Origin of the sequence: Janthinobacterium sp. P210005, assembly GCF_036231865.1 — a bacterium.
Taxonomy (GTDB): Bacteria; Pseudomonadota; Gammaproteobacteria; order Burkholderiales; family Burkholderiaceae_D; genus Janthinobacterium; species Janthinobacterium kumbetense.
Genome location: NZ_JAZARC010000004.1, coordinates 142,767 through 158,641, shown reverse-complemented (window position 1 = coordinate 158,641; position 15,875 = coordinate 142,767). Strand labels below are relative to the sequence as shown.

The 15,875-nt window shown below is 66.3% G+C and carries 18 protein-coding genes; 9 read left to right on the top strand and 9 right to left on the bottom strand.

What is annotated here, in order from left to right; translation table 11 throughout:
* Positions 1-244: 244 nt before the first annotated feature.
* The 5 genes from VPH40_RS17315 (at position 245) to VPH40_RS17295 (ending at position 4,322) form a co-directional block, all read left to right on the top strand.
* Entirely contained in the window at positions 245-1,780 is a 1,536-nt protein-coding gene (locus tag VPH40_RS17315) for a TonB-dependent receptor domain-containing protein (RefSeq protein ID WP_305054441.1), read from the top strand.
* Positions 1,781-1,926: 146 nt separating this feature from the next.
* Complete coding sequence (locus tag VPH40_RS17310; protein WP_289913469.1) at positions 1,927-2,598, top strand: thiol:disulfide interchange protein DsbA/DsbL; 672 nt, start codon at positions 1,927-1,929, stop codon at positions 2,596-2,598.
* Between the two features lie 13 nt (positions 2,599-2,611).
* Positions 2,612-2,836, top strand: coding sequence for a hypothetical protein (locus VPH40_RS17305; RefSeq protein WP_328574041.1), 225 nt, complete (start codon positions 2,612-2,614; stop codon positions 2,834-2,836).
* A gap of 81 nt (positions 2,837-2,917) precedes the next feature.
* A complete protein-coding gene (locus VPH40_RS17300) occupies positions 2,918-3,664 on the top strand; it encodes an SDR family oxidoreductase (protein WP_328574040.1) in 747 nt (248 codons plus the stop codon).
* A 121-nt stretch (positions 3,665-3,785) separates the two neighbouring features.
* A complete protein-coding gene (locus VPH40_RS17295) occupies positions 3,786-4,322 on the top strand; it encodes an ester cyclase (protein ID WP_328574039.1) in 537 nt (178 codons plus the stop codon).
* A 10-nt stretch (positions 4,323-4,332) separates the two neighbouring features.
* Here the strand turns inward: VPH40_RS17295 and VPH40_RS17290 are convergent, their stop codons facing one another.
* The 7 genes from VPH40_RS17290 to VPH40_RS17260 form a co-directional block, all read right to left on the bottom strand.
* Positions 4,333-5,250 carry a LysR substrate-binding domain-containing protein gene (locus VPH40_RS17290; RefSeq protein WP_328574038.1) on the bottom strand — a complete coding sequence of 306 codons (918 nt, stop codon included), beginning with the start codon at positions 5,248-5,250 and terminating at the stop codon, positions 4,333-4,335.
* On the bottom strand, positions 5,247-6,152 hold the full coding sequence (locus VPH40_RS17285) for an efflux RND transporter periplasmic adaptor subunit (RefSeq protein WP_289918329.1): 906 nt from the start codon (positions 6,150-6,152) through the stop codon (positions 5,247-5,249). Before VPH40_RS17285 ends, VPH40_RS17290 begins: the two co-directional genes overlap by 4 nt.
* A gap of 38 nt (positions 6,153-6,190) precedes the next feature.
* The gene (locus VPH40_RS17280) at positions 6,191-6,391 is read right to left on the bottom strand and encodes a DUF1656 domain-containing protein (RefSeq protein ID WP_070224633.1); all 201 of its coding nucleotides are present in this window, start codon (positions 6,389-6,391) and stop codon (positions 6,191-6,193) included.
* Positions 6,381-8,525 (bottom strand): FUSC family protein, encoded by a 2,145-nt coding sequence (locus VPH40_RS17275; RefSeq protein WP_328574037.1) that lies wholly within the window; start codon positions 8,523-8,525, stop codon positions 6,381-6,383. Before VPH40_RS17275 ends, VPH40_RS17280 begins: the two co-directional genes overlap by 11 nt.
* 10 nt (positions 8,526-8,535) lie before the next feature.
* Entirely contained in the window at positions 8,536-9,042 is a 507-nt protein-coding gene (locus tag VPH40_RS17270; protein WP_034782299.1) for a MarR family winged helix-turn-helix transcriptional regulator, read from the bottom strand.
* 73 nt (positions 9,043-9,115) lie between these two features.
* A complete protein-coding gene (locus VPH40_RS17265; protein WP_328574036.1) occupies positions 9,116-10,528 on the bottom strand; it encodes an efflux transporter outer membrane subunit in 1,413 nt (470 codons plus the stop codon).
* Positions 10,529-10,659: 131 nt separating this feature from the next.
* Positions 10,660-10,977, bottom strand: coding sequence for a DUF4148 domain-containing protein (locus VPH40_RS17260; RefSeq protein ID WP_180278609.1), 318 nt, complete (start codon positions 10,975-10,977; stop codon positions 10,660-10,662).
* A gap of 284 nt (positions 10,978-11,261) precedes the next feature.
* On the opposite strand from VPH40_RS17260, the gene VPH40_RS17255 reads away from it, so the two are divergent.
* The 3 genes from VPH40_RS17255 (at position 11,262) to VPH40_RS17245 (ending at position 12,520) form a co-directional block, all read left to right on the top strand.
* Positions 11,262-11,567 (top strand): hypothetical protein, encoded by a 306-nt coding sequence (locus VPH40_RS17255; protein ID WP_305054447.1) that lies wholly within the window; start codon positions 11,262-11,264, stop codon positions 11,565-11,567.
* A 96-nt stretch (positions 11,568-11,663) separates the two neighbouring features.
* A complete protein-coding gene (locus VPH40_RS17250) occupies positions 11,664-11,981 on the top strand; it encodes a hypothetical protein (protein WP_077400845.1) in 318 nt (105 codons plus the stop codon).
* 74 nt (positions 11,982-12,055) lie between these two features.
* Positions 12,056-12,520, top strand: coding sequence for a DUF2244 domain-containing protein (locus VPH40_RS17245; protein ID WP_099665116.1), 465 nt, complete (start codon positions 12,056-12,058; stop codon positions 12,518-12,520).
* 13 nt (positions 12,521-12,533) lie between these two features.
* Here the strand turns inward: VPH40_RS17245 and VPH40_RS17240 are convergent, their stop codons facing one another.
* Both VPH40_RS17240 and mgrA read right to left on the bottom strand, forming a co-directional pair.
* On the bottom strand, positions 12,534-13,016 hold the full coding sequence (locus VPH40_RS17240; RefSeq protein WP_305063607.1) for a hypothetical protein: 483 nt from the start codon (positions 13,014-13,016) through the stop codon (positions 12,534-12,536).
* 84 nt (positions 13,017-13,100) lie between these two features.
* Positions 13,101-14,141 carry an L-glyceraldehyde 3-phosphate reductase gene (gene mgrA, locus VPH40_RS17235; RefSeq protein WP_305054448.1) on the bottom strand — a complete coding sequence of 347 codons (1,041 nt, stop codon included), beginning with the start codon at positions 14,139-14,141 and terminating at the stop codon, positions 13,101-13,103.
* 121 nt (positions 14,142-14,262) lie between these two features.
* Between mgrA and VPH40_RS17230 the strand changes: the two genes are divergently transcribed.
* The gene (locus VPH40_RS17230; protein WP_305063608.1) at positions 14,263-15,843 is read left to right on the top strand and encodes a CYTH and CHAD domain-containing protein; all 1,581 of its coding nucleotides are present in this window, start codon (positions 14,263-14,265) and stop codon (positions 15,841-15,843) included.
* Positions 15,844-15,875: the final 32 nt, after the last annotated feature.

The window sequence follows — 15,875 nt, the reverse complement described above, 5'->3', positions numbered from 1 at the left end:
CGTGACTCCCACAGTGACTTCTTATTGTTGATTTTTAAATGCAGTCGGCTGCGCCCAGGATCGCCGGGCGCACCTTAATATACCTACAAAAATGCCAAATCACCAATAAAATATTGGCATAAGGAAAGTACCGCCGGGCTGGCGCTTGCGGCGCCGTGCGCCGTGCGTATAATGATTCGCTTTTGCCATCCTTCCGTTCCACCAGCGCGCGTCTGCGCCGCGGTGACGCCTCCAGCCTGCCGCCATGATGCCTGCCCCTCCCGTCCTGACCATCGCCACGCGCGCCTTGCTGCTGTGCGCCCTGGCCATGCCGGCGTGCGCGCAGGAAGGCGTGGATGCCGGCGCGGCCGGCGTCACGCATGGCGACGTGTCCGCCGAGCTGGCGCAGGGCGGCCAGCACAGCGTGCGCGGCGCCCTGTCGCGCGAGCAGGACGGCATGACGCTCGATGTGGCTATGGACGGGCTGCGCAATGGCAATTACCGCGATGGCAGCGTGTTTCACCAGCGCGGCATCAACGGCGGCGCGGAATGGAAGGCGCGCCAGGGCCGCTTCGGCTTCAGCGCCGACCAGCTGAACCAGGAGACCCGCTATCCCGCGCCCGAGGCGCCGTTCCTGGCCTTGCTGGCGGCGCGCCCGGAAGACCTGTACCGCTATGAGGTGCGGCGCGCCAGCGCCTTCGTGCAGCGCTATGTGGGCAGTTTCGAGCTGGGCGTGGAACTGTCGCAGCGGGAAAAGCGCGCCACGGCCCACTATGCGGGCGAGGACGGCAGCAGCGAATCGAGGTACAGCAGCCGCCGCCGGCAGCTGGCGCCCCGCCTGCGCCATTACGGCAAGGTGGGCGGCGTGGGCACGGATACGGAAGTGGGCCTGGACCTGATGCAGTGGCAGCGGCGCTCGGACCGCGATGGCGACGGGCAGCGCCGCCAGTATTCGCGCGCGCTGCTGCTGCGCGAAGAGCTGGCCTTCGGCGGCCCGTATGCGCCGCGCCTGCTGCTGGGGCTGCGGCATGAGCAGTTCCAGCTCGATCCGGCCGACCTGCCCGCCGGCGGCAGCGACTGGGAAAACCAGAATGCCTGGGATTTGCAGGGCAGCCTGCAATTGCGCCCGCAACTGAGCGTGTACGCCAAGGCCGCGCGCAGCTACCGCATCGACGACGATGGCTATACCCGCGCCGGCTACCGCCCCCTGGCGGGCCAGTTGCGGCGCGAAATGGAAGTGGGCGCCACCGTCGGCGACGCGGCGCGCAGCGCTTCCGTGCGCGTATTCAGCGAGCGCCTGAGCAACCAGATCGTTTTCGACCAAAGCCTGGGCCAGCTGGGCTTTGCGGGCAACCTCGACCCCTCGCGCCGCGACGGCATCGCCATCGAGGCCAGCATGGCGCTGGTGCGCGACTGGCGCCTCGACGGGCAACTGCGGCAAGTGCATGCGCGCTACGACGATTACGCCTATGACGGCCCGGATATCGCCCTCGTGCCGAAAACCCTGGCCAGCCTGCGCCTGTACTGGACGGGGCAGGGCGGCGCCAGTGCCGACGTGGGCGTGCAATGGCTGCGCGCGCTGCGCTATGGCCCCGATTTCGCCGGCAGCTGCCTGGCTCAGGTGCCCGCGTTTGCCACCGTGGACGGGCGCTACGCGCACAAGCTGGGCGCCTGGGAGCTGGAACTGGCCGGCAGCAACCTGGCCAACCGCCGCCATTACGGCGATGCGCCCGGCTGCCGTTCCAGCATTTACCTCAAGGATGCGCGCCAGCTGCGCGTGTCGGCGCGCTACCATTTTTGAGGCGCGGGTGCAGCGGGGCTTAAATACGGCTTAAGCTGGCGCAAACCGGGGCGATAAACATGGCTTTTTTCCGCCCGGGCCTCATCGCCCGGCGCAAAAAGTGGTAATCTCGCCCCGTTCTCGACCACTTATGATGAAGGATTATTATGCGTTTTCTGCGTTTCTTGCGTCCCCTGCTTGCCGCCGTCACCCTGGTGGCGGCCACCGGCGGCGCCATGGCGGCCGATACCGGCTTTACCACGCTCCCGACGCCAGTGCGCACGGACACGGGCAAGAAGGTGGAAGTGGTGGAGTACTTCATGTATTCCTGCCCGCATTGCTACGCGCTCGATCCGCTGATGCACGACTGGGTCAAGAAGCAGGGCGACAAGATCGCCTTCCGCCGCATCCACCTGGCCTTCAATGGCCCGAAAGATGCGCAGGCGCACGCCTACGCCACCCTGGAAGCGATGGGCCAGCTGGACCAGTTCCACGACAAGATCTTCCGCGCCATCCACGTCGAGCGCAACCGCCTGAACCGCGATGACGCCATCCTCGAGCTGCTGGTGAAGAACGGCATCGACAAGGCGAAATACCTGGACATGTTCAATTCCTTCGGCGTGCAGACCAAGCTGAAACGCAATGAACAGCTGATCACCGCCAGCAAGATCGACAGCGCGCCGACCATCGTCATCGATGGCCGCTTCGTGACGTCGCCGGCGCAGCTGTCGCGTCCGGGGCAGTCCGAGCCGCAAACCCAGACAGCGACCCTGCGCGTGATGGATGAACTGGTGGCGCGCGTGCTGAAAGAGCGCGCCCCGGCGCCTGCGAAGAAGTAAACTGGAGAACGTCATGAAACAGCTGCCCTGGACCCTGTGCGCGCTGGCTCTTGCCCTCGTGGCCTGGCTGGCGATTGCCGTCGTCAATGTGGAAAACCAGCGCAATGCGCTGGCCACCAAGGCGTGCGTGAACCCCGCGTTCAAGAACGAGGTCGACGCGAAATGCCTGGCGTCCGTGCAGTCGCGCGAGCACTGGTGGCAGCACTTGACGTACGCCATGACGCACTTCAGGAACTGAAGGTGTTTGCATACAGAACCCGCCATGCGCGGGTTTTTTTTCGTCCGCGTATGATGGAACCACAACTATCGAGGAGGGACAATGAAGGAAGTGATCTTGATTACCGGTAGCAGCCGCGGCATTGGTGCGGCGACGGCGCAGCTGGCGGCGCGCCAGGGCTATGCCGTTTGCGTCAACTATGTGCGCGATGCGCAGGCGGCCGAGGCGCTGTGCGCGCGCATCGTCGCCGGCGGGGGCGAAGCCATCGCCGTGCAGGCCGACGTCAGCGATGAAGCCGACGTGGAACGCCTGTTTGCGGAAGTCGACGCGCGCCTGGGCACGCTCACGGCGCTGGTCAACAATGTGGGCGTGCTGGAGCAGAAATGCCGGCTGGCCGACATTTCCGTGCAGCGCCTCGAACGCGTGCTGCGCACCAACGTGATCAGTTATTTCCTGTGCTGCCAGCAAGCCGTGCGGCGCATGTCGACGGCCAATGGCGGGCAGGGCGGGCGCATCGTGAACGTCTCGTCGGCCGCCGCGCGCCTCGGTTCCCCGGGCGAATACATCGACTACGCGGCCTCGAAAGGCGCCGTCGATACCTTGACCCTGGGCCTGGCGAAGGAAGTGGCGGCCGAGGGCATCCGCGTCAACGGCGTGCGCCCTGGCATCATCTACACGGACATCCACGCGTCGGGCGGCGAACCGGGACGGGTGGCGCGCCTGGCGTCCGGCGTGCCCATGCAGCGGGGCGGCCAGCCGGAAGAAATCGCCGACGCCATCCTGTACCTGCTGGGACCGGGCGCCACGTATGTGACGGGCAGCATCCTCGACGTGGCGGGCGGCCGCTGATTTTCAACTACTGCAAGCAAGTGATTCAAGCGCGGGGCCAATTATCAAATAGGGCAAGCGAGTCCAGAATGACGGGGTGCCCTATGCAGCAGGCACGCCGATCAACCCACCTGGATTCATTATGTCCGCACCTGTTCTTGCCCCCGCCATCCTGGCCCTTTCTCTGCTGGCCGCAGCGCCCGCCCAATCCGCCACGCACCTGCCCATGCCGGCCCACCTGGCCGGCGCCGCCATCACCGACAAGGTGGTGCTGGCGGCGCGCCGCTACGCCGCGTTCTGGCAGAGCGGCGCCCCGGCCCTGACGCGCCAGGCGCTGGCCGACGATTTTACCGACCGCACCTTGCCCGCCGGGCGTCCGCAAGGATTGGCCGGTCCGCTGCAGGCATCTGACGTGTTTCATGCGGCCGTGCCGGATTTGCAGGTGGCCATCGAGGACATGCTGGTGGCGGGCGACCGTGTCACCTTGCGCCTGCATTTCACGGGGCGCTTCACGGGCGTCTTCCCCACGCCGCAGGGCCCCTTGCAGGGGCAGGGGCAGGCCATCGACTTTTACGCGTTCGATCTGTACCGGGTGAATGCGCAGGGGCGCATCAGCGACAACTGGCACCTGGAAGATAATCTGACCCTGCTGCGCCAGTTGGGCGTGCTGGCGCCCTGACCGTGGCCCGCTAGCGCTGCGCCGGCAGGGCGGCGAATTGCTGCAGCAGGAAGTCGGCCAGCAGGGCCACGCGCGGCGGCTGGAAGCGGCTGCGCCGGTACAGCAGGTTCAGGGGGACGCTGTCGGCAAAGTAATCGTCGAGCACCGTGTGCAAGCGCCCCGCGCGCAGGTCGTCACCGATGTCGAGCAGGGATTTGTAGGCATAGCCATGGCCGGCCACGGCCCAGCGGCGGATGATTTCGCCATCGTTGCTGTGCCAGGCGCCTTGCGGGCGCAGGCTGTGGCGCTTGCCGTCCTCGCGGTAGCGCCACTCCTGCGGCGCGCCGTCGCCCGCCGTGAGCACGAGCGTCGGCAGCAGCGCCAGGTCGCGCGGCGTGGCCGGCACGCCCACTTTGGCGGCCAGCGCGGGCGCCACGCACACGACGCGCCGGCCCGGGTGCAGCAGGCGCGCCACCATGTCGCTGTCGGGCAGCTCGCCGTAGCGGATGGCCAGGTCGATATCGTCCTGCACCAGCCTGGCCGTGGCATCCGTCAGGGTCAGCGCATGGCGCATCTGCGGGTGCAGCGCGGCAAAGCGGTCGAGCATGGGCAGCAGCAGCTGGCGGCCGATGTCGGACGGCGCCGAGATGCGCACCACGCCGCGCACGGCGGCTGCGCCCGCAGGCAAGCCGTCTTCCGCCTGCGCCAGCAAGTCCAGCGCCTGCTCGCTGTAGTGGCGGTAGTGCAGACCCTCTTCCGTCAGGCGCAGCTGGCGCGTGGTGCGCTCGAACAGGGTGACGCCCAGCGCCGTTTCCAGGCGCGCGATGGCGGCGCTGGCGGCGGCCGGCGACAGGCCGTGCTTGCGGCCGGCCGCGGAAAAGCTGCCCAGCGCCGCAGCGTCGAGGAACAGGGCGATTTCCGCCAGGCGTCCGGCGCCGCCGCGGCTCATGCCGGGTGCGCGGCCGCTGGCTTCGGCGCCGGTGCGGAATGCGCCGAGTGGGGCGTGATCACCACGGTGCAAGTGGTGCCGGCCACCAGCAATTGCCCCTTCGGCTGCTCGTCGATGTGGATGCGCACGGGCACGCGCTGCGCCAGGCGCACCCAGTTGAAGGTGGGATTGACGTCGGCCAGCAATTCGCGGCCCGTGGCGGCGTCGCGGTCGGTGATGCCGCGCGCGATGCTCTCGATGTGGCCATGCAGGGTGCCGCCGCTCATCAGATTCATTTCCGCCTTGTCGTCCTGCGCCAGCATGCCCAGCTTGGTCTCTTCGAAGTAGCCGACGACGTAGTACGAGGCGCTGTCGATGACGGCCAGCTTGGCCGCGCCGACGGCGGCGAAATCGCCCTTGTGCACGTTCAGGTTGGTCACATAGCCGCTGACGGGCGCGCGCACGGTGGTGCGTTCCAGGTTCAATTGCGCCAGCGCGCGGGCGGCCACGGCGGCCTGCACTTGCGACGAGGCCGAGCTGGCGGCGAACGCCGCGCTTTCGCGGCTTTCCGTCGAGATGATGCTGGCATCGAGGCCTGCGCGGCGCTGCGCTTCCTTGCCGCGGCGGCCTTGCTCCGTCCTCTGCGCGGCCAGCACGGCGTCGGCCTGCGCCAGCGCGCTCGCATAGCGTTCCTTGTCGACGACGAACAGCACGTCGCCCTTTTGCACCACCTGGTTGTCGCGCACCAGCACGTCCGTGACGGTGCCGGCCACGTCGGCGCTGATGTTGACGATGTCGGCCTTGATGCGGCCGTCGCGTGTCCACGGCGACTCCATGTAGCGGTCCCAGACGGTCTTGCCTATCCACAGGGCTGCGGCCAATAGCAGCAGGGTGATTGCATAGCGGGTCAGTTTGCTTACCATGTCGGCAGCCTTTCCTTGATTGGGTTGAACAGTTTTTTTTATTTGTAAAGCGATAAGGCCAGCGCGCCGAAGATGGCGATGAAGATGCACAGCCGCGCCAGCGACGGGTGCCACACCATGCGGTACACGCCCAGCCAGCCCAGCACGCGGTCGAGCAGGGTTTGCAGGCCGATGCTGAGGATGAACAGGGGCAGCAGGGTAGGAATCAGAATTCCGAACAGGGCGAATTCACGCGGCATGGTGGTCTCCGGCGCCAGGCGCCATGTGGTCGAGTAAAGAGGTGTAGATCGAATGCAGGTCGGCCAGCGCCGTTTGCAGGCGCGCGCTGCGCTCGGGCGTGACGCCGGCTTCGTTTTGCGCCGCGCGCACCACGGCGCCCGCCTGCAGGGTCGCCGCCAGGGCCGCCTGCAGTGCCGCGTCGCCGCGCGTGCGCAGCCAACCGGCGATGTGGTCGACGCATTGCTGCAGCGCGTGGCGCGTGGCGCCTGGCCGGGCGGTCGCGATCAGTTCGCGCAATTCGATCACCGAGTGGCCGATTTCCAGCAGGGTCAGGGCCTGGCGCACGACGGCGCGCGTGGCCTCGCCAGGCGCCGGGCCGGCCGCCGCATTGAGCTGGCTGAGCAGGTCGCGCACGCGGTTGTCGAAACGGTGTTTCACGCGCCGCGCCGGCGCCGTGCACGCATGCAGCGCTTCGCGCCACAGGGCGCGGCCGATATGGTCCTTGTGGCCCATCGTGTGTTCGGGCAGCAGCACGGCAAACACGAGGGCGGCCAGCATCAGGCCGACGATCAGCGCCATGCCCGTGTTGAGGAAGGCGGCGCCGTCGACATGCATCAGATTCGTCGGCGCCATCTGCGTGATGAAGGTCGACACGCCCAGGCCCACGCCCAGCTTGGCCGGATTCGTCATCAGATACAGGCCCACGGCGAGGAAGGGCGCAAAACTGAGCACCAGCATGGGGAAGCCGTCGCCGTGCACCAGCACGAAGTACACGCAGACGAGCGACAGCGGCATGGCGATCAAGAAGCCCGCCAGCACTTGCCGGATCATCAGGATGGGGCGCGGCGAGGACGAGGCCAGCGCGCAGAACACGGCCGCCATCAGCATCGCCGTGCTGGCATAGGGCCAGGCGAGGAAGTAGGCGCCCAGCGCCAGCAGGGCCAGGCTGATGGCCGCACGCGCGCCGCTGGCGATCACCAGCGCGGGCGGCGTCTTCGGCGCATAGGCCTGCGGCGTGCTGATTTCCAGCGGCGTGTCGTGCGCCAGGCTGAAATACACTTCGTGAAAGCGGCTCATGTCGCGCGCGAAGCGCTCGAGCAGCTCGCACACGGTGTCGAAATCGATGCGCTGCGCATGCGCGATGGGGGCGCCGTCGATGTCCGCGCGGGCCTGCCCCAGCGCCGTTTGCAGGTGCTGCTGCATGGTGTCGAGCGAGTCTTGCGACGGCGTCGTTTGCAGCGCTTCGGCGACGATGGCGTACAGGGGCGCGCAAGCCTGCATGACTTGTGTCTCGTCGTCGCGCTGCAGGCGGTCGAACAGGCGGTGGAAGGTATAGAAAGTGGTCAGCGCCGTCATGAAGGTGGCGTTGAAGGCGTGCAGCTTGCGGTTTTGCGCGCGCACGTGGCTCACTTTGCTGGTGACTTCGAACAGGGCGGCCGAGCGGCCCAGTTCCAGCGCCGCGACGTCGGCGGCAAACTGCAAATGCGTCAGTTCCACCTGCGCCGGCGTGAGTTTTTGCTGCAGCACGTCCTGGCAAAAGGCGAGGAATTTGCCGTAGCGCGCTTGCACCGTGCGCATCACCTGCGTGCCCTGGTGGCGCGGCAGCAGCACGCTGGACACGGCCGCCGAGCAGATGATGCCCAGGCCCACTTCAGCCACGCGCGTGACGGCCAGCGCGAACACCTGCATCGGCTGCTCGATGGCGGGCAGCACGATCATGCAGGCCGTGTAGCCGGCCAGCACGTACACATACGATTGCGCGTTGCGGTGCAGGGCCGAGCCGCTCGTGCACAGACCCACCCACAGGGCCAGGCCGGCGAACAGCAGCACGGGTTGCTGCGGGAACAGGCCGATCAGGGTCAGCGCGGCCGTGCATCCGAGCAGGGTGCCGCACAGGCGGTAAAAGCTTTTTTCCAGCACCATGCCGCTGCTGGGCAGGGCCAGGATGATGGTGGTAGTCATCGCCGTGCTGGGCGAATCGAGGCCCAGGCGGTAGGCCAGCCACAGCGCGCAGAACGAGGCGATGAGGGTCTTGCCGACGTAGATCCAGCGTTCGCCTTCCGTCGAGCGCCAGTCCTGCAGCGCCAGCGCCAGCCAGTGGGCCGCCCGGGTCAGGGGGCCGTATATAGGTTTTGTTGCTGTGGCTGGCGTCATCGATAGGCTATCAGTTCTGGTTGTTGAGATTGTTGAGGTTGCGCAACTGGCGCATGTACAGCTTGTCGAGCACTTGCAGCTCTTCGTCCGTGAAACCTTCGTACAGGGCCGAGGTTTCCTGGTACACGTCCGGCAGCGCCGTTTCGATCAGGGCGCGGCCCTTGTCGGTCAGCGAGATCATCACGGAGCGGCGGTCGCCGGGGCGCGTGCCGCGGTGGATCAGGCCGCGCGTTTCCAGGTCGTTGCACACGCGCGTCAGGTTGGCCGGCTTTTCATGGCACGCCATGCCCAGGGTGCAGGCGTTCGAGGTTTCGTCGTCCGTGCCGTACAGCACGGCCAGCACCATGTAGCTGGCATCGACCAGGTCGTGCTTTTTCAGCGCGGCATTGGTCAGATCCTTCATGCCTTTTTGAATGTGGTACGTCATGCGCAACAGGCGCATCAGTTCCATGGGGAAGCCTGGCATGCGCGTGCGGATGTTTTGCAGCCGCTTGGAGGTGGCGTCAAAAGCGGTCATGTCATATTCCTTCATGTGTGAATAAAGTTCCGATTGTATCTTGTTGGGCTAGGGCAATGCCAGGATTGCAAGCTCAGATGCCGCCTCCCAGTGCATTCATCAAGGAAACGTACAGATCGAGCTCGCGCGCCCCATTTTGCGCCTGCTGCTGTTCTTCCGCCAGCAGCGCCACTTGCGTGTTGAGCATGTTGATGGCGTCGCTCATGCCCGCGTTGTAGGCCTTCTCCGCCAGGTCGCGCGCGCGCTGCGCCGTGGCCAGCGCCTGCAAGGTCAGCTGGTGCTGTTTGGCCAGCGACTGGGCCTTCGTGACGGCGTTGGCCACGTCCGACATGGCGTTGATGACGGTGGCGTTGTATTGCTCCACGGCACCGTCGTACACGGCCGTCTGGCTGCCCAGCTGGGCGCGCAGGCGGGCGCCGGCGAAGATGGGCAGGCTCAGCGCGGGCGAGACGCCGCGGATGTCCGAGTTGGCATCGAGAAAATGGCTGAAGCCGAAGGCCTGGAAGCCGGCAAAGGCCACCAGGTTGACGTTCGGGTAGAACTCGGCCTTGGCGGCGTCGATGCGCTGCGCCGCCGCTTCCACTCTCCAGCGCTGGGCGGCGATGTCGGGGCGGCGACCGATCAGGTCGGCCGGCAGGGCGGCGGGAATGGCCAGCGGCTGGTCCAGGCGCAGCACGGGCCGCGTAAGCGCCGCACCGGCCGCCGGCCCCTTGCCCGACAGGGCCGCCAGCTGGTTGCGCAGCAGGGCCAGTGACTCGGCCGACTGTTCCAGCTGGCGCCGGCCGGCGGGCAAGGTGGTTTCTATTTGCGCTACATCAATATCGGTGCCGATGCCGGCTTGCTTGCGCTGGCGCGTGATGTCGAGGATGCGGGCGCGCTGCGCCAGGCTGCGTTCGATCACGTCCTGCAGCTGGAATTCATACGACAGCTGGATGTAGGTGCGCACCAGCGCCGTTTCCAGGGCCAGGCGCGCCATCTGCGATTCGGCCGAGGCCATCTGCACGTCGCCCAGGGCGGCGGACAGGGCGGCGCGGTTGCGGCCCCACAGGTCCAGGTCGTACGACGCCGTGACGGTGGCCTGGTTGCGCCAGGCGTAATTGCCGGCCAGCGGTGCCGGCGTGCTGCCGTGCTGCGAATACAGTTCGCGGTTGATGGAGATATTCGCGTCGGCTTGCGGGCGGGTCTTGTCTTCCGCCGCGCCGGCCAGCGCCTCGGCCTGGCGCACGCGCGCCTGGGCCCCGCGCAGGGTGGGGCTGTCGGCCAGCGCCTGCTCCATCAGGCGGTTCAATTGGGGGTCGTGCAAGTCTTGCCACCATTGCGTGCGCGGCCATTGTATGGCGGCGCTGGCGGCGGCATCCATGGCCTGGCTCGCCTGCAGCTTGTTGGCATCGAGCATGGCCGATTGCGGCGCGATATGGCCCATGTCGGCACAGGCGCTCAAGGCAAGGATCAGGCTGGCGGCAAGCAAACGGCGGTGCAGGGACATGCAGGGACTCCGGGAAAGATCGTGTTGGGGGTGCTGCTGACAGCTCGCCGCGGTGAGCTTCGGGAGTGGCCCGAGCGCTGCGCCGCAACTGAGGTGTGTTACTGACTGACTGAAACCGGCTGACTGGTTTCTTATTTCACGACGTGCTTGGTCGTTTGCGCGACGTCAAAGTCCGCTTCCGTTTGCGGGATCAGGCCAGCCTTGCGGGCGGCGTAGAACTCGGCCATGACTTCTTCGCGCGTCACTTTGCTGGCGGCGGTGGCCGGCGTTTTCGGGTAGTCGACTTCGCTGGTGGCGATTTCGCCGGCGTTGCGGGCACGGATGTATTCGGCCGTGACGTCAGCGCGCGTGAGTTGCTGGCTGGCAGCGGCAGGCGCGGCGCTCTGGGCGAAAGCCGACGTGGCGGCGGTGATGGCAAACAATGCTGCGATGAGTGATTTGGCTTGCATGATAAAACTCCAATATGTGCATGATGGCTGGGTGGATGGGCCGGCTCGCCACGTACCGGTCGGTTCGGCGGCATGGCGCTGGTGGGCGCCGTGCCGCCGATGAAGCAGTTTCTGGATGAGAAGATGCTTACTTGAATTAACTATAGCAATGAATAGTACATTTGTGAAGTAATTTCTGAAAATAGTTGTGCGCCGCCGCATTTCTCCTGGGGAAATGCCGTGCAGGCGTGCGCCGCTGGCCAGGCCAGCGGAGTAAGCTGATTTTTTATGAACGGGAGGCCGCCATGAGCAGTAGCACACTCGATCCGGACAATTTGCCCGTCACGCCTGACCGCGTCCTGGGCAGCGGCCATGGCAAGGGGGCGCTCGGTCCCAGCGACAGTTCCGACAGCGGCAGCGACATGCAGGGCGTGCCGGGCCAGGATGCGGAAGCGCTGGAGAACGACAGCGATGCGGCCGGCACGGGCGAGCGGGCCGGCGTGGAGCCGCGCAATACGGCGCCTGCTGGCGGCGACATCGACGTCGATCATGTGGAAAGCGTGGCGCCCGTGCAGCCGGCGCAGGGTGATGGTAGTGAATTGCCTCCATGAATTACCGCCCCTCTTGCGCCATCGGCGTAAAATGCAGGCAAGGCGGCGTGCGCGCCGCCATGGCCAGCCGGCCGGTACAGGATAGGATGTCAGAGGATGCAAACGCAGATGTCGGAAGAGAAAGAAAAAGACTTGATGTCGATGTATCGCGAGACGCGGCCGCGCGAGTTTTTTGGCGAAAAAAGTAACACCAATCACCTGGCCTGGAGTTCGCTGGTGGTCTTGCTGGCGCTGGCGTTCTGGCTCGTCGTGGCCCTGGCGGCGGCGGAGAATCAGCGTTACGCGCTGGAAACGAAGGTGTGCCAGGATCGCGTCTTCCCCGCGGAAATCGACACGTCTTGCCTGAAACAGGTCAAGTCGCGCGATCACTGGTGGCAGCACGTGGGCCATGCGCTGGTGCGGATGGGCGCCTGAGCGGCGCAAGCATATCCTGAAGGACGCGCCGCTGCAGCGATGACGCCGGCGCCCTTCCTGTTGCGGGAGGCGAGATGCCACGCGATACTGCACGGGAACAGCCGCAATGGCTGTTTACGCGCCACAGTGCCTTGACGGTGCGCCAGTTGCTGCGCGCCTATGGTGTGCTGTGCCTGTTTTCCACCGCCATCGCCGCCGCCTTTGCGCTGCGCGGCTACTGGTACATCCCCGTCTTTTCATTTGCCGAACTGGTCTTGGTGGCCATTTCCCTGCTGTATTACCTGCGCCATGCCCGCGACTACGAGCATCTGGCCCTGCGCGACGGCGTGCTGGTCGTCGAGCAGGTGAGCGCCGGCCGGCGCCAGCGCAGCAGCTTTCGTCCCTGGTGCACGCATATCGTCGTGCCGGAGGGGCCGCGCCAGCTGATATGCATCAGCTGCGGCAGCACGCATGTGGAGGTGGGCGCCTTTGCCACGCCGGAACGGCGGCGGCAGGTGGCGCAGGAGTTGCTGGCCTGGCTGCCGCCGCTGGAACCGTGAGGGAAGCTGGCCTTTACTTCGGGCCGTAAAACTGGAACGTTTGTACCACCAGCAAGGTGGTGGGAAAGCCGGTGAGCGTCTTGAATTCCTTCGCACCCGTGATCTTGTAGGCGCCGGCCTGGAACGCTTCGCCTTCCTCCCAGCTGTGATCCTTCATGGCAAACTGCAGCAGGCGCTTGTCGTTGTAGCGGTAGCTGAAGATGGTGTAGGCGCCGACGCGGCTGGTGACGACGAAGCGTTCATCGCGCTCGTCGGCGATGAGCAGGATGCCCGGATAGCGGCTGATGCCCGCCTCCTCGTTCTGGATCCTGAGGATCACATCCGTAAAGCTGCATTCGGCGTCGCGGATCTTGTCGCGCTTCGTGGCGATCTGCATGACCTCGTCGTAGCTCTTGCCATGCGTAATCGACCACGACGGCGCGTCGCAATAATTGGCCGCGCTGGCGTTGGCCGCGCACAGCAGCAGGCAAAGGGTCGTGGCAGTGATGGTCTTCATGGTGTCTGGTCGCGGGCAGGGATGTTGTGAAGCCGGCAGTCTAGCGCCAGACCGCCGGCTTCACAAGCACCGGGGAGCGCGTGCTCAGACGGCCCGCGATGGACCTTCCCACAGATTGATATGGCCTTCGCGCGCCTGCACGTCGATGGCGGCCAGCTCGTCGGCCGTGAACGACAATTGCTGCAGCGCGGCCACGTTTTCGCGGATTTGCGCGCTGCTGCTGGCGCCGATCAGGGTCGAGGTGACGCGCGGATCGCGCAGCACCCAGGCCAGCGCCATCTGCGCCAGGGTTTGTCCCCGCTGCGCGGCGATCTGGTTCAGCGCGCGCACGCGGGCCAGGTTTTCCGCGCTCAGGTGTTTTTGCAGCAGCGAGCCGCCGCCGGGGCGGTTGACGCGGGCATCCTGCGGCACGCCATCGAGGTATTTGTCGCTAAGCAAGCCCTGCGCCAGCGCCGTGAACGTGATGCAGCCCATGCCTTCTTGCTGCAGGGTATCGAGCAAGCCGTCTTCCTCGATCCAGCGGTTGAGCATATTGTAGGCTGGCTGGTGGATCAGACACGGCACTTTCCACTCTTTCAGCAGTTTGGCCGCCTCAGCCGTCTTTTGCGGCGAATACGAGGACAGGCCCACGTACAGCGCCTTGCCCTGCTGCACGGCGGTGGCCAGCGCGCCCATGGTTTCTTCCAGCGGCGTGTCGGCGTCGTAGCGGTGCGAGTAAAAGATGTCGACGTAGTCGAGGCCCAGGCGCTGCAAGCTCTGGTCCAGGCTGGCCAGCACGTATTTGCGCGAGCCGCCGCCCTGGCCGTACGGGCCCGGCCACATGTCCCAGCCTGCCTTGGTGGAAATGATCAGTTCATCGCGGTACGGTAAGAAATCGTCGCGCAGCAGCTTGCCGAAATTGCTTTCCGCGCTGCCATACGGCGGGCCGTAGTTGTTTGCCAGGTCGAAATGCGTGATGCCCAGGTCGAAGGCCGTGCGCAGCATGTCGCGCTGCGAGGCCAGGCTGTTGCTGTCGCCAAAATTGTGCCACAGTCCCAGGGACAACAGCGGCAGTTTCAGCCCGCTGCGCCCGCACGTGCGGTATTGCATGGTGTCGTAGCGGTTTTCGGCGGCGTGGTAGGTCATGGCATCTCCTGGTTGAATGACGCGCCTATTTTCGCGCAAAATCAAGGTCGGTGCGCGTGCTCCTTGTATGTGGCTGGACGCGCCTTACAATGGGCGTTCAGGAGTCTCGCGAGGAGCGGTCATGGAAATCGAATTGAAATTGTTGCTGGCGCAGCAAGATGTAGCGCGCCTGCGCGCGCACCCGTTGCTGGCGCAACAGGCGCAAGGAGAGGTGCAGTTGCTGCAGATGCACGATATCTATGTCGATACGCCCGATTTGCAGCTGTGCCGCCACCAGGCGGGCTTGCGCGTGCGCCAGGTGGACGGGCGCTGGGTGCAGACCCTGAAGGCCGGTGGCAGCGTCAACAGCGGCTTGCACAGCCGCCACGAATGGGAGGGCGAAGTTTCCGGTCCGCAACCGGACCTCGCCGCGCTGGACTCGGCCATCGGCCGCAAGCAGCCCATCCGCGCGCTGCTGCGCCAGGACGCCGTCCGCGACGCCTTGCAGCCCGTGTTTACCACGCGCATGGAGCGCACCGTATGGCAGCTGCGCACGCCGCAGGGCGACGAGATCGAATGCGTGCTGGACCAGGGTGTCATCGAAAGCGGCGCGGATGGGGCGAATGGCGCCGTCCGCAGCGTGCCCGTCAGCGAGATCGAACTGGAATTGAAGCAGGGGCAAGCGGCCAGCCTGTTCGACGTGGCGCTGGCCCTGCTGCAGGACGTGCCGCTGCAGCTGGGCCACATGAGCAAGGCGGAACGTGGCTACCGCCTCGCGGCGTCACAGCCTCTGCAGGCGGTCAAGGCGCAGCCCCTGGCGCTGGACGCGGCGATGTCGGTGGAGCAAGTGTTCCTGGCCATCGCTGGCAATTGCCTGGAGCAGGTCAGCGGCAACCAGGATGGCGTGGCGGCGGGCGAGGATGTGGAAAGCGTGCACCAGATGCGCGTGGGCCTGCGCCGTTTGCGTTCGGCGCTGGGCATGTTCAAGTCCTTGCTGGCGCTGCCCGAGGCCTTGAAGGCCGAACTCGACTGGCTGGGCGGCGCGCTGGGCGAGGCGCGCGACTGGGATGTGTTGGCTGGCAATACCCTGGCGCAGCTCGATGGCGAGGCGCAGGCGGATGCGGCGGCGCTGGCAGAGGCGGCGCACGCGCAGGCGCGCCTCAAGCATGCGCAAGCGGCCCAGGCCGTCACGTCGGCGCGCTACACGGCTTGCATGCTGGGCTTGCAGCGCTGGCTGCAGGCGCGCGCCTGGCGCGACAGCTGTTCCGCGCGCCAGGTGCGGCGCCTCGATGCGCACGTCCCGCCGTTTGCCCGCGCCACCCTGCGCAAGGATCAGCGCCGCCTGGTGAAGCGCGGCAAGCGCCTGCTGCATGCCACGCCGCTGCAGCGCCACCGGGTGCGCATCGCGGCCAAGAAGACGCGCTATGCGACGGAATTTTTTGCCTCGCTGTTTGCCGCGCGCGCCGTGCAACCATATGTGGGGCGGCTGTCGGTGCTGCAGGATGAACTGGGCTGGCTCAACGATGTGCAGGTGGCGGACCGGCTGTTGCAGCAATTGCCCGATGTTCAGACTGGCCAGGCTGACCAGTCCGCCCAGGACGGGTTGCGGCAGCACGCGGCCTTCGTGCGCGGCTACCTGGCGGCGCGCGCGCAGGCGCAGGGCAGCGATGGCCGCATGCACAAGGCCTGGCGGCGCTTCAAGGCGGCCCGTTTGCCTGCCTGAGCAGGTTTGCCTGAGCCTGGCTTTGCCGGGGC

Coding starts and splice junctions, on each gene's coding strand:
- VPH40_RS17310 (WP_289913469.1), top strand. CDS start 1,927: ATGCGTTTTCTGCGTTTCTTGCGTCCCCTGCTTGCCGCCGTCACCCTG.
- VPH40_RS17295 (WP_328574039.1), top strand. CDS start 3,786: ATGTCCGCACCTGTTCTTGCCCCCGCCATCCTGGCCCTTTCTCTGCTG.
- VPH40_RS17315 (WP_305054441.1), top strand. CDS start 245: ATGATGCCTGCCCCTCCCGTCCTGACCATCGCCACGCGCGCCTTGCTG.
- VPH40_RS17245 (WP_099665116.1), top strand. CDS start 12,056: ATGCCACGCGATACTGCACGGGAACAGCCGCAATGGCTGTTTACGCGC.
- VPH40_RS17300 (WP_328574040.1), top strand. CDS start 2,918: ATGAAGGAAGTGATCTTGATTACCGGTAGCAGCCGCGGCATTGGTGCG.
- VPH40_RS17285 (WP_289918329.1), bottom strand. CDS start 6,152: ATGGTAAGCAAACTGACCCGCTATGCAATCACCCTGCTGCTATTGGCC.
- VPH40_RS17250 (WP_077400845.1), top strand. CDS start 11,664: ATGCAAACGCAGATGTCGGAAGAGAAAGAAAAAGACTTGATGTCGATG.
- VPH40_RS17305 (WP_328574041.1), top strand. CDS start 2,612: ATGAAACAGCTGCCCTGGACCCTGTGCGCGCTGGCTCTTGCCCTCGTG.
- VPH40_RS17260 (WP_180278609.1), bottom strand. CDS start 10,977: ATGCAAGCCAAATCACTCATCGCAGCATTGTTTGCCATCACCGCCGCC.
- mgrA (WP_305054448.1), bottom strand. CDS start 14,141: ATGACCTACCACGCCGCCGAAAACCGCTACGACACCATGCAATACCGC.
- VPH40_RS17290 (WP_328574038.1), bottom strand. CDS start 5,250: ATGAGCCGCGGCGGCGCCGGACGCCTGGCGGAAATCGCCCTGTTCCTC.
- VPH40_RS17275 (WP_328574037.1), bottom strand. CDS start 8,525: ATGACGCCAGCCACAGCAACAAAACCTATATACGGCCCCCTGACCCGG.
- VPH40_RS17270 (WP_034782299.1), bottom strand. CDS start 9,042: ATGACCGCTTTTGACGCCACCTCCAAGCGGCTGCAAAACATCCGCACG.
- VPH40_RS17255 (WP_305054447.1), top strand. CDS start 11,262: ATGAGCAGTAGCACACTCGATCCGGACAATTTGCCCGTCACGCCTGAC.
- VPH40_RS17230 (WP_305063608.1), top strand. CDS start 14,263: ATGGAAATCGAATTGAAATTGTTGCTGGCGCAGCAAGATGTAGCGCGC.
- VPH40_RS17265 (WP_328574036.1), bottom strand. CDS start 10,528: ATGTCCCTGCACCGCCGTTTGCTTGCCGCCAGCCTGATCCTTGCCTTG.
- VPH40_RS17280 (WP_070224633.1), bottom strand. CDS start 6,391: ATGCCGCGTGAATTCGCCCTGTTCGGAATTCTGATTCCTACCCTGCTG.
- VPH40_RS17240 (WP_305063607.1), bottom strand. CDS start 13,016: ATGAAGACCATCACTGCCACGACCCTTTGCCTGCTGCTGTGCGCGGCC.